This window comes from Carnobacterium alterfunditum DSM 5972 (assembly GCF_000744115.1).
GTDB classification, from domain to species: domain Bacteria; phylum Bacillota; class Bacilli; order Lactobacillales; family Carnobacteriaceae; genus Carnobacterium_B; species Carnobacterium_B alterfunditum.
The window spans coordinates 958,181-973,412 of sequence record NZ_JQLG01000004.1; the positions used below are offsets into that span (position 1 = coordinate 958,181).

Sequence of the window (15,232 nt, forward strand, 5' to 3'; positions counted from 1 at the left end):
TACTCAAATGAAAATCTACCTTGAGTTACTTGAACTAGCGCTCGTTGCGGCTACTCAAATGAAAAATTGACCTTCAGTTACTCGAACTAACGCTTGTTGCGGCTACTCAAATGAAAATCAACTTTCAGTTACTCGAACTAGCGCTCGTTGCGGCTACTCAAATGAAAAATCGACCTTCAGTTACTCGAACTAGCGCTCGTTGCAGCTCAGCAGCAGTCTTTTTAGTCTATTTTTTTAATGTCTGAAGTGGCGTACACTTGTTTTCAGCATTGTCATGCCGTATTTATTCGCCATTTCGATAGAATCTTTATCTTTGATACTCCCACCTGGTTGAATGATCGCCTTGATGCCATGTTGTGCTGCGAATTCAACACTATCATTCATAGGAAAGAACGCATCACTAGCCAATACTGCACCTTCTATGGCATTACTTGCTTCAGCTTGATCGATTGCAATCTTAACAGATCCGACACGGTTCATTTGACCGGCCCCGATCCCAACGGTCTGCTTGCTATTTGCCAGCACGATCGCATTGCTCTTTACGTGCTTAACTATTTTCCAAGCAAAGTCCATAGCGTTCATTTCTTCTTCGGTTGGTTTACGGTCTGTCATGACTTCCCAGTTAGCCGGTATATCTTCGGTACTGATATCTTGTGTTTGTTCCAATAAACCGCCCAATACAGAAACAACTTCTTTGCCGCCTACTTTTGCAGCTGAGAAATCTAAGGTCATGATACGAATATTTTTTTTCTTTGATAAAATAGCTAAGGCTTCCTTTGAATAACTTGGTGCAAGAACGATCTCTAAGAACATCTTATTGAGTTTTTCTGCTGTCACACTATCTAATTGACGGTTGGCAACTACGATCCCGCCGAAGATAGAGATTGGATCAGCTGCATAACAGCGATCAAAAGCTTCTTCAATCGTTTCAGCAATACCCACTCCACATGGATTCATGTGCTTGACTGCGACCACTGCTGGTCCATCAAATTCACGTATGATACGAATGGCTGCGTCCGCATCCTTAATGTTATTGTACGATAATTCTTTCCCGTGTAATTGATGAGCGTTTGCAATCGAGAATGGTACAATAAGCGTTTCTTGATAGAAATTAGCGACTTGATGTCCATTTTCACCATAGCGTAGTTTTTGTTTCAAATCATAGGTCAACGTTAATTTTTCAGGTTCTTCTTCACCAACGCTATTGGTCAAATATTGCGCGATCAATGCATCATAGCTGGCGGTGTGACGGAAGACTTTTGCAGCTAAAGCTTGACGTGTTTTTAAAGTTGTTGCTCCTGTTTCTTCCAATTCACTGATGACGCTACTATAATCAGTTGGATCAGTCAGAACCGTCACACTTGCATAATTTTTAGCAGCACTACGCAGCATACTAGGGCCGCCAATATCAATATTTTCAATGGCTTCCTCTAAGGTGACATCTTTTTTACTGATGGTTTCTTTAAATGGATAAAGATTTACCACTACAAAATCAATCGGGATGATATTATGTTTTTCCATTGCCAATATGTGTTCGGGTAAATCACGTCTCCCCAATAAACCACCATGGATAAGTGGATGCAATGTTTTAACACGACCATCCATCATTTCTGGGAATCCAGTCACCTCTTCAACAGAAATTGTCGGGATACCTGCCTCTTCCAATGCCTTCTTAGTTCCGCCAGTTGAAATAATTTCGATATCCTTTGCCACTAATGCTTGTGCGAATGGTACAATACCTGCTTTGTCTGAAACGCTGATCAATGCTCTTGTCACTATACGCCACTCCTCAATTTTTATTCACTCTTTTTAATGGTTTTATTTTCAATCAATTCTTGAATGACCTGCGGAAAAAGACGGTGCTCTACCTGATGTATTTTTGCCTCCAAAGAGTCTAATGTGTCTTCAGATAAAATAGCAACTTCTTCTTGTGCGATAATCGGTCCAGTATCTACCCCTTCATCAATAAAGTGCACCGTTACACCGGTTTTCTTTTCATTTGCTTCAAAAGCGTCTCGAATGCTGCTTTTACCAGGAAAGCATGGCAATAATGAAGGATGGATATTCAAGATACGATTTGCATACGCCGTTAGCAATGTCGGTCCAATAATTCTCATGTATCCTGCTAATACAACCAAATCAACTTCCTTTTTTTCAAGCTGTTCCAGTAGTTCAGTCTCATAGGCTACGCGACTATCATAGTTTTTCGGACTGAAGACAGTATAAGGGATACCTATTTTTTTTGCACGGTCTATGGCATAGGCTTTCGGATTGTCGCAAAACAGGAAGCAAATGGTCGCATCTACTTGTTTGGAGGCAATTGCCTCTGCTATAGCTTGGAAATTGGAACCATTTCCTGAAGCAAATACAGCTATTCTCATAGTTGCTTCTCTTTCAAAACAACCTTTTCTTCTGATTCCTTTGAAACTACCGAACCAATCATATATCCCTTTTCATTATTCGCTGCAAGGGTAGCTAATACTTCCGGTACTTTTTCAGGAGCAACAGCAAGAACCATGCCAATCCCCATATTGAATATTTCGTACATTTCAAGTTCTTGAATCTTGCCGACTGTTTGCATCGTTTGAAAAATCGGTAATACTGGCCAGCTCCCTAATTGGATCTGAGCTTGTACATTTTCGGGAAGCATCCGCGGGATATTCTCAACGAATCCGCCCCCAGTGATATGTGCAACACTGTGAAGCAATTGTTTTTTTATCAATGGCAGCAAAGCATTCACATAAATTTTTGTTGGCGTCAATAAAACATCACCCAACTCTTGATTATCCATTCCAGGTATTTTATCCGTTAAGGTATACGCGTTATCTTTAAAGAAGATTTTTCGTACTAAGGAATAACCATTTGAATGGATACCCGTTGAAGGTAGCCCAATCAAACAGTCACCTTCTTTGACTAATGCAGCGGATAATAAAGCCTCTTTTTCTGCAATACCGACTGTAAATCCTGCCAGGTCAAAATCTTCAGGATCGTACATATCTGGCATTTCAGCTGTTTCACCACCAATTAAAGCCGCTCCCGATTGGACACATCCTTCTGCGATACCAGCTACAATTTGCTCGATTTTTTCAGGATGATTTTTCCCGATTGCAATATAATCTAAGAAATAAAGCGGTTCTGCTCCTTGTGCCACAATATCATTGACGCACATCGCAACACAATCGATTCCAATCGTATCCCATTTCTCAGATTCAATGGCTAACATTAATTTTGTACCAACACCGTCTGTCCCAGATATAAGAACGGGCTTTTTATAGTCGAGTTCACTAAGATCAAAATGACCGCCGAATCCACCGATTTCACCAAAGACACCCGGTCGTTTCGTACGTTCGACATGTTTTTTGATGCGTTTGACCGTTTCATAACCAGCAGTGACATCTACGCCCGCTTTCGCATAGGTATTTCCCATCGTTATCCTCCCCTAAGATTTTCTTTTTGAATTTCAGTCATATTATTCAGATAATCTTCTTCATAGTCGTATAGCCCTGCTGGATAATCACCGTTGAAACTATCCATACATAGACCTGAGTAGGGCATATCAAATTTCAATCCGATTGACTCAATCAGGCCTTCTTGGCTAAGGAATGACAAACTGTCTGCCCCGATAGACTCACATATTTGGGGAATGGTCATTCTTGCGGCAATCAGTTCAGCTGACTTGCTGATATCGATTCCGTAAAAACTTGGATACATCAAGGGTGGAGAAGCGATGCGAACATGGACTTCTTTCGCTCCGGCTTCTTTCAATAACGTGACAATTCGGCTGCTTGTTGTACCTCGGACAATCGAGTCATCTACCATAACAACAATTTTCCCTTGTACTACCCCTTTAACGGCTGATAATTTCATTTTCGCACCCAATTCGCGTAGTTCTTGTGTCGGCTGGATAAACGTACGTCCTACATACTGATTCTTGATCAGCCCCATCTCATAAGGTATGCCACTCTCTTCAGCAAAACCGCTAGCTGCCGATAATGACGAGTTAGGAACACCAATAACGATATCGGCATTGATCATAGGGGATTCTATCGCCAACCGTTTCCCCATCGTTTTACGAGCCGTATGCACATTCACGCCCGCTATGTTCGAATCTGGTCGAGCAAAATAGATATATTCCATTGCCGCGATGGAAATGGTTGTATCCTCCGTGTATTTTTCAATCGTCAAGCCATCGACGTCAATAATTGCCAATTCTCCGGCGTTAATATTACGAACAAACTCTGCACCAATCGTATCGATCGCACACGTTTCACTTGCCATCACATATGCCCCATTTGGCATTTTCCCAATAACAAGTGGGCGCAACGAGTTCGCATCAACCGCACCGAACATTTTTTCCTCCGTCATGAGAACATAAGTGAAGCCACCTTTAACAAGGTTCAGGCTTTCTTTTATTTTATCGATCAACGTGCCTTTCTGGCTACGTCTAATGAGATGGATCAATACTTCTGTGTCTGATGTTGAATGAAAGATCGCTCCATCTTCTTCTAAATTACGTCGCAAGCTCTTGGCATTAACCAAGTTCCCATTGTGACAGATGGCGATATCTAAATCATAGAAGTGGTACAAGAAAGGCTGTACATTTTCGATACTATTCTGTCCAGATGTAGAATAGCGCACGTGTCCGATTGCACGATCGCCTGACAATCGTTTAAGATCGTCTAAGTTTTTGAAGACTTCACTTATCAACCCGAGATTGCGATGAACCATTAGCTTTCCTTTATCACAAGACACGATGCCTGCACCTTCTTGTCCGCGGTGCTGTAAACTATGCAATCCAAAATAAGTCAGTTGGCTAGCACTTGGATCGCCCCAAATGCCGAACACCCCACACTCTTCATTTAAGCTTTTTGTTTCAGCAAACATGGGATAGCCTCCTGCCATTTCATTTCTACTTCTTTTACAGCTAAAGTAATTGTCTCGTTTTCAGTAGCAATTTTCGCTATTCCATTATTCTTCACTGTTCCGATGTCTGTTGCACTTGATTTAACTAGCGCTTTGAATGCAGGAACATTTTCAGGTTTGACTGTTAATATGAACCGCGATTGCGTTTCGCTGAATAACCATTTCTTATCCATCGCAACTGTTACATCGAATCCTAGTTTGGTATCAAAGACACTCTCCATCAAACCAACTGCTAATCCGCCTTCTGATAAATCATGGGCACTTTCTATCAGGCCAGCTTGGATGGCTTTCAAAACAGCATCTTGGTTTTCTTTTTCGATCGTCAAGTCGAAGTCCATTAGTTTCCCTTCGATTTTCCCTAATTCTAATTTTTGTAATTCGGACCCATTAAAGTCTGCTTTTGTATCACCAATTAAGAAAATCCGATCATTGGCATTTTTAAATGCCTGGGTTGTGATATGTTTACTATCTTCGATCAGACCGACCATTCCAATCAACGGTGTCGGATAAATAGCTTCGCCATCCATTTCATTGTAGAGCGATACGTTGCCCGAGATAACGGGGGTATCAAATAAACGACAGGCTTCTGATATGCCATCTGCAGAAGTGCTCAATTCCCAGAAAATTTCTGGTTTATCAGGATTTCCGTAATTCAGACAATCTGTGATAGCTAATGGTTTCCCTCCACTAGCAACGATATTACGCGCGGCTTCTGAAACAGCGATCTGTCCACCAATCTCAGGGTTCAAATAGATATAACGGCTATTGCAATCAGTCGTCATCGCAAGTGCTTTTTCAGTTCCACGTATGCGAATAACGGCAGCATCACTTCCAGGTCCCACCACGGTGCTCGTACGGACCATAGAATCATATGTCTGATAAATATTTTTCTTTGAAGCAAGCGTTGGTTGTTGCAACAAACTAACCAGTGTTTCCGCAGCAGACGTAAAGGTTGGCTGGTAGTCAGCCATTGCAGCAAACAACGCGATACGAGCAGGCTCTTGCTTTGGTTTAATGTACTCCGGCGCATCCTCTGCTAAAGCATCGACTGGTAAGTTAGCCACTTCTTTTCCATCATGGAACAGACGGTATAACCCATCATCTGTGACTTCACCGATAGTAACAGCTGCTAATTCATATTTTTCAAACAACTCAATAATCCGTTGTTCTTCGCCCTTCTTGATACACAACAACATCCGCTCTTGCGATTCAGAAAGCATGATTTCATAAGGGGTCATATTTGTTTCACGTTGTGGGACATCATCCAAATTCAAAATCAATCCACTACCCGCTTTTGAGGCCATTTCAGCACTTGAAGAAACAAGCCCTGCAGCTCCCATATCTTGGATCCCAATCAACGCGTCAGAATAATCATAGATACATTCTAGACAAGCTTCCATCAATAGTTTTTCCATAAATGGATCTCCTACCTGAACAGCTGAACGTTGGGCTTCTTCTTCCTCTTTGAATTCAACAGAAGCAAAAGTCGCTCCATGAATACCATCACGTCCCGTTTTTGCGCCCACATACATGATCGTATTCCCTGTCCCTTTAGCTTGCCCTTTTTGGATATCTTTTTGGTCGATCAAGCCGACACACATCACATTCACCAGAGGATTCCCTTTGTAACATGGATCAAAAACCGTTTCTCCACCAACCGTTGGAATACCAATGCAATTACCGTAACCACTAACTCCAGCTACAACTTCTTCGAAGATATATTTTGTGCGTTCGTTGTCTAACTCCCCAAAACGCAGAGAGTCAAGGATCGCTATTGGACGAGCTCCCATACTAAAAATATCACGAATAATACCTCCGACACCAGTAGCTGCTCCTTCGTATGGTTCAACCGCAGATGGATGATTATGGCTTTCCACCTTGAAGACCACCGCTTGTCCATCACCGATATCAACGATACCGGCACCTTCACCAGGTCCTTGCAGCACTTGTGCCCCTGAAGTAGGAAATTTTCGCAAGGTCGATTTTGAATTTTTATAAGAGCAATGTTCACTCCACATAACAGAAAACAGGCCTGTCTCGGTATAGTTCGGTAACCGGTGTAAAATATCTTCACTGATGCTTGCGTACTCTTCGTCAGTTAATCCCCATTCACGATAAATTTCCAACTCTTTTACTTGTTCAGGTGTCGGTTCCAAGAAAACCATTATTTGCACAGCTCCTTCTGATAATTTTTATACATGGACTGGAATAATTTTAACCCATCTTCAGAACCCAGTAATGCTTCAACAGCTCGTTCAGGATGAGGCATCATACCCAACACATTCCCTTGCTTATTGATAATGCCCGCTATATTTTCGACACTTCCATTTGGGTTATCATTCGTATAAGTAAAGACGATTTGATCGTTGTCCTTCAATTGCTGCAACGTTTCTTTATCGCAGTAGTAATTCCCTTCACCGTGTGCGATGGGCAAGGTAATGATTTCTCCTGGTTCATACGCTGTTGTAAATGACGTATGAGTATTTGCTACTTTTAGCTTTTGTTGTTTGGAGATGAATTTCAGTGAATCATTGCGCCGTAATGCTCCCGGTAATAAACCAACTTCTGTCAAAATTTGAAATCCATTACACGTTCCAAAAACAGGCTTTCCCTCTTGAGCGAACCGGATGACTTCAGCCATAATATTGGAAAACCGGGCAATAGCTCCCGTACGCAGGTAATCACCGTATGAGAATCCTCCAGGGAGCAATACTGCATCGAACCCTTGCAAACTTTTTTCATAATGCTGAACATATTCCGCATCTACCCCTAGAATATCTTTTACAGCTGCATACATGTCTAAGTCACAATTTGATCCAGGAAAAACAATGACTGCGAATTTCATTAAATTTCAACCTCCTGAATATCATACCGGTATGTTTCCATTACGACATTTGCTAAAAGTTTGTCACAAATTTCTTCAATTACTTGCTCGATATCATCTTCATCCTTAGAAACTTGAATTTCAAAATATTTTCCAATACGGATATTTTCAACTGAATCATATCCCATACGATGAACCGCACCCTTAACTGCTTCCCCTTGTGGATCCAGAACTGAATCTTTATAAGTTACATAAACGGTTACTTTATACACGATGAAACGCCTCACTTTTCTGTTTTGATTTATATTGGTAAATCTTTTCGTTATTCTTTATCTACATGAAGGAATGATTCGTTTAGTCACATGTTTTTCAGCCGTTGCAATACTTCTACGTAAACAGGAATAATATCTCCTAGATCACGGCGATAAAGATCTTTGTCTAAATGTTCCTTTGTATTCACATCCCATAAACGGCAAGTATCCGGGGATATTTCATCAGCGAGGATGATTTTCCCATCAGCTGTTTTCCCAAATTCAATTTTAAAATCAATTAAGCGAATAGCAATTTTTCTGAACATTTCAACTAAGGCAGCATTGATCTCTAATGCTTGCTTTTTTATTTCCATGACCTCTTCGTCTTTCGCAACGTTCAGCATCTTAACGTGTGAGTCATTGATAAATGGATCATCCAGCTTATCATTTTTGTAATAAAACTCAATAATTGGAAAAGGCAAATTGATTCCTTCCTCCATACTAAACCGTTTTGCAAAGCTGCCGGCCGACACATTACGGACAACGACCTCTAAAGGAATCATTTCAACTTCTCTTATCAATTGTTCGGTTTTAGACACTTCTTGGATATAATGGCTTGCAACCCCTTTTTCAGCTAAGTAGTTGAATATTAGACCCGTTATTTGGTTATTCAGTTCTCCCTTCCCTTCAACATTTTCTTTTTTAGCGCCATTTAGTGAAGTTACTTGGTTTAAATACTCTGCTAAAAGAACCGTCTCTTGATTTGTCGCATACATCTTTTTAGCTTTCCCGGTATAAAGCAATTCTTTTCTTTCCATTATTCCACCCTCTCAATTGACGAACATTATTTTTTTATAATGTCAAATCATTCGCTTTAATTGTATCATCCAACCTTTGATTGTCAATGAAATATTCCTTATTTTTTTAATGAAGTAAAATAACTAAAATTATTTTACTTCATTAAAAAAGACCGGAGCAATAGCCCCAGTCTTCCCTATTGATCTACTAATCCTACTCTTTCAAAAATACGATCGACCTGATCTAAATGATACTCATAATTGAAAGCATCATTGATATCTTCTTTGGTTAATTTAGACATTATGGTCTTATCTTGTTCTAATAATGACCGAAAACTTATTTGATTATCCCAAGAATAAGCCGTTTTAGGTTGTATCAAGTCATATGCTTCTTCACGATTCATTCCATGGTCGATCAATTTCAATAATACTCGTTGGCTATAAATCAAGCCATATGTCGCATCCATATTACGGATCATATTTTCAGGGAAAACAGTCAATTTCTCTATAATAGTCGCAAAACGATTTAATTGGTAATCCAATAAAATAGTACTATCCGGTAAGATGATTCTTTCTGCAGAAGAATGAGAAATATCACGTTCATGCCATAAAGCTACATTTTCATATGCCGTCATCATATAGCCTCGGATAACGCGTGCTAGGCCAACTACATTCTCGGAACCAATAGGATTACGTTTATGCGGCATAGCTGAAGAACCTTTTTGTCCTTTTTCAAAAAACTCTTCCACTTCGCGTACCTCTGATTTTTGCAAACTTCGAATTTCAGTAGCAAAACGCTCCACACTCGTTGCAATTAAAGCAATTGCAGCAAGATATTCAGCATGCATATCTCGGGGCAATACTTGCGTTGAAATTTCTTGTTGTCGTATACCCAGCTTTTTACAAACAAATTCTTCCACAAAAGGCGAGATATTCGCAAATGTTCCTACTGCTCCACTTATTTTTCCCGCTTCGACACCCTCAGCTGCGTGCTCAAATCGTTCGATATTGCGTTTGATTTCAGAATACCAATTAGCTAATTTCAAACCAAATGTTGTTGGCTCCGCGTGGACACCATGTGTACGGCCCATGCATACTGTATTTTTGTGTTCTTTTGCTTTGTTTCCAATGATTTCTAGTACGTTTTGTAAATCTTTACGAATAATATCGTTCGCTTGTTTCATTTGGTAGCCGTATGCAGTATCGACAACATCGGTACTAGTCAATCCATAGTGGACCCATTTTCTTTCCTCACCCAATGATTCAGAAACGGATCGCGTAAAAGCTACGACATCATGTCTAGTTTCTTTTTCAATTTCTACCATACGATCAATATTATACGTTGCGTTTGACCTTATCTTTCTAACATCTTCTGTTGGGATCTCACCTAAAATAGCCCAAGCTTCAACTGCTAAAATTTCAACTTCTAACCAACTATTATAGCCATTTTGTTCCGACCAAATCTTAGCCATCTCAGGACGTGTATAACGTGTAATCATCTTAATTGCTTCCTCCATTCCAGATCCCGGTATTATCTATTTCAATCAATGTTGCTTCTACATCGTTCGTCAAAATAGTGATGTGTCCGATTTTTCTATTCAGATACATTTCTTTTTTACCATAGTAATGAAACGACCAGTCCGCTTTTTTATCTCGAAAAGCTAAACTGTCCTCCAAATGTTGTCCCAGTATATTGACCATAACGACATCCGAAAGTAAGCGGGCTGTTGGCATCGCCAACCCAGCTACCGCTCGGATATGTGCATCAAATTGTGAAAAAGACATTGCTTCAATCGTATAGTGCCCTGAATTATGCGGACGAGGTGCCAGTTCATTGATAAAGATGCCATCATCTTTTGTTAAAAATAGTTCAATTCCTAATGTGCCAACTAATTGCAAAGCATCAGCAATTTGTTTAGCCGTATCCACGGCTTTTTTGCTTACTATAGGAGAGATCCGGGCAGGTACAATGCTTTCATGTAAAATATTATTTACGTGGATATTCTCAGAAACAGGAAAAATTGTCGCTTCTCCTTTTTGATTGCGAACAATCATGACCGATAGTTCTTTCAAAAAAGGTACCCAAGCTTCCAGAATACAACTATTATCAGCGATCAATGCTTCTGCCTCTGCTTTATCCGCCTCAGATTTCAAAACAACTTGCCCTTTACCATCGTATCCAAAACGCGCTGTTTTCAAGACGCAGGGATAGCCAATTTTTCCAAGTGCACCATTCAGTTGGTCAGTTGTTTTCACAACCTCAAAAGCTGCAATTGAAACCCCAATAGACTCTAAAAACTGTTTTTCTTTGATTCGGTCTTGTGTAATGCTTATTATTTCGCTACCTTGCGGGATAGCTGACAAATCTTCCATCTCTCGCAATGCTTCTGCATCAATATTTTCAAATTCAAAGGTTAGAACCGTTACTTTTCTCGCAAATTCACGTAAAGCTTCTTTATCTGCATAATCAGCGCGGATATTCCAATCAGACACTTGAGCTGCTGGACAATTTTGATTAGGATCCAAAATACCAACAATAAATCCCATCTTTTTTGCTGATTGAGCCATCATTTTTCCTAATTGCCCGCCTCCAATAATTCCAATAGTATCTCCTGGTTTGAGCGACTTATACAAGTTCTTCACTACTTTCTATTACATTTTTCTTAAGCCTATCACGTCTTACTTCCAATTTTTTTGCTAATTTTTCATCTTCAATAGCAAGGATCTGAACAGCAAGAAGTCCTGCATTCGCGGCTCCTGCTTTCCCAATCGCCACCGTAGCAACCGGTATACCTGCTGGCATTTGTACAATGGACAACAATGAATCTATCCCGTTAAGTGCTTGAGATCGTATCGGTACGCCTATAACTGGCAATGTTGTTTTTGCTGCGATCATGCCCGGTAAATGAGCGGCGCCTCCAGCTCCTGCAATGATTATTTTTGTTCCCGACTCTCTTGCTTGTTCAGCAAATTTGAACATCAAATCTGGTGTCCGATGGGCCGATACCACCTTTTTTTCATAGGCTACTTCAAATTCATCTAAAATCGTACAACAGTCTTTCATTGTTTCCCAATCAGAAGTGCTCCCCATAACAACAGAGATAATGGTATCCATGCATTTTCCTCCGCTCTATTTTCTCACGTTCAATATAGCACAACACAACAAACTTTTACAAACGTTTTATCAAATTAAACATTATTCGTTCGTTATTAAACCCGTTTCAGTCTATCTAAGTAACTTATCCAGTTAATTCTGATAGATAATCCAAAAAACAGTACATTTTATCCTCTAATGATGAAAATAATAATTCTGCCAGTAGAAAAACTTCATCTGCTTCCAGAATCAGCCCAAATTGGCGACGCTTCATTATTAAACTCTGGATCCACCATCCGCTCGGTATGATAAATTTTAAAACAGGTTCAATATGGAACCTCAAAAATCCTGTCCAAAAAAAATAAATTTTGCCAAATGCAGCTATATGATTGTTCCTGTTTGTTTACTTATAGCATCAAAGGCATCCATTAGCTCTATCTAGCTAATGGATGCCTTTGATTTTTTATATTAGACTCTTCTTTTATTCCTCTAATTAGAGTATCATCTATATTAGTAGACCGTTCATCTGGTTACGCTAAATAGGGATGGAATAATCGGGATTTCAAAAGAGATTGTCATTTATAACAAAACAATTATTATAGCCATTGATTAGTACAATAAAATGATTAAGATTGCAAGGTTTCCTTATATAAATCCAATACATACTCTAGATATTCCTTAAACTAATAGGTGTTACTGTAATAGGCGTTGAAAGCGACTATTGACCCCTATTTTTGGATTTTTCTTCGATAGATGTCATACGATGACTCATCATTGGAAGGAGGTGAAAAAAAGTGTTAACTACTATCTTAGAAGACCCACTGTACTTACAATTTGCTTTTGCAGGCTGTATAGCATTAGCCATTTTGACATTACCGCTAAAAGATATTATCAGTGTCGGCTTTTACGACATCAGTGATTTCTTTGTCACGGGTATGATTGCTTTTTTTATTACATACGGGATCCTCTTGACCAATCGCTCAATCGTATCCATTTGGTTATTTGCGGGTATCTTTTTTGTCAGTATGATTATCATTATGCTCATGAATATTCTCGTTATCCTGCCCTTTAAGAATCGTGCAGAAAATTCAAGCATTACTTCAATCTATGAATTAGAAGGCAAAGAAGCGAAAGTATCCATTCCGATCACACTCAACGGAACAGGAGAAGTCATCGTCTCTACTGGTTTTACAAGGGTTAACAAAATGGCTAAAATCTATGACAATACGGATGGTATAACCGATATTCCAAAAAATGAGAACGTATTGATTATGGATGTCCGCGACAACATTCTTTATGTACTTCCCTATACAAACAGCATTAAAACAATCGGTAAACCAATGCCGACATGGAATAAGAAATAAAAAAATAACCCCACTATCAAAATCAGACACAAGAAAGTAGGAATTTACACATGAATCCAGCATTATTCGGAACCGTTGGCGCAGTCGTCATCGCAATCGTTTTACTAGTAGCATTGGTCAGTCGTTACCGTACAGCTTCTCCCGCGGAAGCCTTAATTATCAGCGGTACAGCATTAGGCGACAAAAATGTTTATATTGACCCCAATACGGGCAATAAAATGAAAATCGTTAGTGGAGGCGGTACATTCGTTTGGCCAATTATTCAATCTGTTCATAAGTTGTCATTATTATCGTCTAAATTAGACGTGCGCACACCTGAAGTGTATACCGAGGAAGGTGTTCCGGTCGCAGTTGATGGGACTGTTATTATTAAAATCGGCTCCACATCAGAAGATATCGCAACAGCCGCTGAACAATATCTTGGTAAGTCAACAGAACAATTAGAAAGCGAAGCGAAAGAAGTCCTAGAAGGACATTTGCGTTCGATTTTAGGTCGCATGACTGTTGAAGATATTTATCAAAACCGTGATAAATTCAACCAAAATGTTCAAGATGAAGCATCTGGCGATTTAGCTAAAATGGGATTGGTTATTTTATCTTTTACAGTAAAAGAAGTAACGGACAAAAATGGTTACCTAGATTCATTAGGTCAAGGACGTATTGCCGAAGTTAAACGAGATGCCGATATCAAAACAGCGAATGCGGATAAAGAAACACGTATTCAACGAGCACTAGCTGAACAACTGTCTCAAGAAGCTGAATTGCAACGACAAACACAGATTGCCGAAGCTGAAAAAGTGAAAAGTCTTCGCATATCTGAATACGGCAGAGAACAAAATATCGCAAAAGCTGAAGCTGAAAGTGCATATGACTTAAAGAAAGCTGAATTAAAGAAAAAAGTTATCATCGAAGAGGGTAACGCTCAAATCATTGAACGTGAAAAACAAATCGAATTGCAAGAAAAAGAAACCATCAAGCAAGAACGCGAATACGACGCAACTGTCCGTAAAAAAGCTGATGCTGAACGTTACTCTGTTGAGCAACGTGCCGAAGCTGATAAAAACAAAGCTATTGCTGAATCTGAAGCGAGAGCCAAAGAAATCGAATTAAATGGTATGGCTCAAGCCGAAAGTATTCGTTTAATCGGTCAAGCTGAAGCAGACAGCAAGACAGCATGGGCTGAAGCTTTGAAACAATACGGTGATGAAGCCATTGCAACCTTACTGATTGAAGCTTATCCTGCAATTGTTCGTGCTGCTGCTGAACCATTGAGTAACATTGACAAAATCACAGTTGTAGATAGCGGAAACGGAAATGGTGCATCAGCCATTACTAAAACAGCCCTAAATACATTGGCAGCTTCTCAAGAGGCCTTTAAAGATGCAACGGGCTTAGACATCAACAATTTAATCAGCTCATTTGCTGGAACAAAGAATGTAGGTCGTCAAATCAGTAATTTAAACGACACCTTCACTCAAACAACTACCGTGGCTGAAGAACCAAGTACCACAGAAGATTCAGAATAATCATTTAAATACCTATATTAGTGCACGGCTAGGGGCCTTGTGGTGGTTCGATTCCACCTCGTGTATTTTAATTAGATCAAACGGTTTCCAAAAACAACTCCAATAAAAAATTTTTCGTTAAAAGGTTGATCTGGAATCAAGATAGAATATACATAAACCTATGCATATATAATGTTTGATCATTGTCAGTTCTTATACTGGTGAATCTGTACGCAACTAAAGAGTAAGCTATCATTTCAGCCCCACCTACCAGACATCAGCAAACTAGAACGGTATTTTAATGGACATATAAATCAAAAAAAGAGGTAAGCTTGATGTAAACAAGCTTACCTCTTAAAAATATCAAGACCTTTTCGCATGTTTTTTAGAAATGTTTTATACCACATCTATTTTTTTACGTTCTATCGAAAGCAATCAATTTAAGCATGTTTCCCCTACATTCTTCAGACGATT

General features: G+C 39.6%; 14 protein-coding genes. 2 read left to right on the forward strand and 12 right to left on the reverse strand.

From position 1 onward, the window contains the following. Positions 1 to 234: 234 nt before the first annotated feature. From purH to BR50_RS13045, 12 genes are all read right to left on the reverse strand, one after another. The gene (gene purH / locus BR50_RS04925) at positions 235 to 1,776 is read right to left on the reverse strand and encodes a bifunctional phosphoribosylaminoimidazolecarboxamide formyltransferase/IMP cyclohydrolase (protein ID WP_034546800.1); all 1,542 of its coding nucleotides are present in this window, start codon (positions 1,774 to 1,776) and stop codon (positions 235 to 237) included. Positions 1,777 to 1,796: 20 nt separating this feature from the next. Beyond that, positions 1,797 to 2,381 (reverse strand): phosphoribosylglycinamide formyltransferase, encoded by a 585-nt coding sequence (purN, locus tag BR50_RS04930; RefSeq protein ID WP_034546802.1) that lies wholly within the window; start codon positions 2,379 to 2,381, stop codon positions 1,797 to 1,799. Then, positions 2,378 to 3,427, reverse strand: a complete 1,050-nt coding sequence (gene purM, locus BR50_RS04935) for a phosphoribosylformylglycinamidine cyclo-ligase (protein WP_034546803.1) — start codon at positions 3,425 to 3,427, stop codon at positions 2,378 to 2,380. Before purM ends, purN begins: the two co-directional genes overlap by 4 nt. A gap of 2 nt (positions 3,428 to 3,429) precedes the next feature. Continuing rightward, on the reverse strand, positions 3,430 to 4,884 hold the full coding sequence (gene purF / locus BR50_RS04940) for an amidophosphoribosyltransferase (RefSeq protein ID WP_034546805.1): 1,455 nt from the start codon (positions 4,882 to 4,884) through the stop codon (positions 3,430 to 3,432). Next, a complete protein-coding gene (purL, locus tag BR50_RS04945; RefSeq protein ID WP_034546807.1) occupies positions 4,860 to 7,088 on the reverse strand; it encodes a phosphoribosylformylglycinamidine synthase subunit PurL in 2,229 nt (742 codons plus the stop codon). Before purL ends, purF begins: the two co-directional genes overlap by 25 nt. Continuing rightward, positions 7,088 to 7,768, reverse strand: a complete 681-nt coding sequence (gene purQ / locus BR50_RS04950; protein WP_034546808.1) for a phosphoribosylformylglycinamidine synthase subunit PurQ — start codon at positions 7,766 to 7,768, stop codon at positions 7,088 to 7,090. Before purQ ends, purL begins: the two co-directional genes overlap by 1 nt. Next, on the reverse strand, positions 7,768 to 8,019 hold the full coding sequence (gene purS, locus BR50_RS04955; protein WP_034546811.1) for a phosphoribosylformylglycinamidine synthase subunit PurS: 252 nt from the start codon (positions 8,017 to 8,019) through the stop codon (positions 7,768 to 7,770). The genes purQ and purS overlap by 1 nt, the downstream gene beginning before the upstream one ends. Positions 8,020 to 8,105: 86 nt before the next feature. Next, on the reverse strand, positions 8,106 to 8,816 hold the full coding sequence (gene purC / locus BR50_RS04960; RefSeq protein WP_034546813.1) for a phosphoribosylaminoimidazolesuccinocarboxamide synthase: 711 nt from the start codon (positions 8,814 to 8,816) through the stop codon (positions 8,106 to 8,108). A 176-nt stretch (positions 8,817 to 8,992) separates the two neighbouring features. Beyond that, the gene (purB, locus tag BR50_RS04965) at positions 8,993 to 10,294 is read right to left on the reverse strand and encodes an adenylosuccinate lyase (protein ID WP_034546815.1); all 1,302 of its coding nucleotides are present in this window, start codon (positions 10,292 to 10,294) and stop codon (positions 8,993 to 8,995) included. Position 10,295: 1 nt separating this feature from the next. Next, on the reverse strand, positions 10,296 to 11,429 hold the full coding sequence (gene purK, locus BR50_RS04970; RefSeq protein WP_034546817.1) for a 5-(carboxyamino)imidazole ribonucleotide synthase: 1,134 nt from the start codon (positions 11,427 to 11,429) through the stop codon (positions 10,296 to 10,298). Next, positions 11,422 to 11,910, reverse strand: a complete 489-nt coding sequence (purE, locus tag BR50_RS04975; RefSeq protein WP_034546819.1) for a 5-(carboxyamino)imidazole ribonucleotide mutase — start codon at positions 11,908 to 11,910, stop codon at positions 11,422 to 11,424. Before purE ends, purK begins: the two co-directional genes overlap by 8 nt. A 124-nt stretch (positions 11,911 to 12,034) precedes the next feature. Next, complete coding sequence (locus BR50_RS13045; RefSeq protein WP_281247041.1) at positions 12,035 to 12,163, reverse strand: hypothetical protein; 129 nt, start codon at positions 12,161 to 12,163, stop codon at positions 12,035 to 12,037. A 520-nt stretch (positions 12,164 to 12,683) separates the two neighbouring features. On the opposite strand from BR50_RS13045, the gene BR50_RS04980 reads away from it, so the two are divergent. Both BR50_RS04980 and BR50_RS04985 read left to right on the forward strand, forming a co-directional pair. Continuing rightward, positions 12,684 to 13,253, forward strand: a complete 570-nt coding sequence (locus BR50_RS04980) for a membrane protein (protein ID WP_034546821.1) — start codon at positions 12,684 to 12,686, stop codon at positions 13,251 to 13,253. A gap of 50 nt (positions 13,254 to 13,303) precedes the next feature. Further along, entirely contained in the window at positions 13,304 to 14,779 is a 1,476-nt protein-coding gene (locus tag BR50_RS04985; RefSeq protein WP_034546823.1) for a flotillin family protein, read from the forward strand. The last annotated feature ends 453 nt before the right edge of the window (positions 14,780 to 15,232 follow it).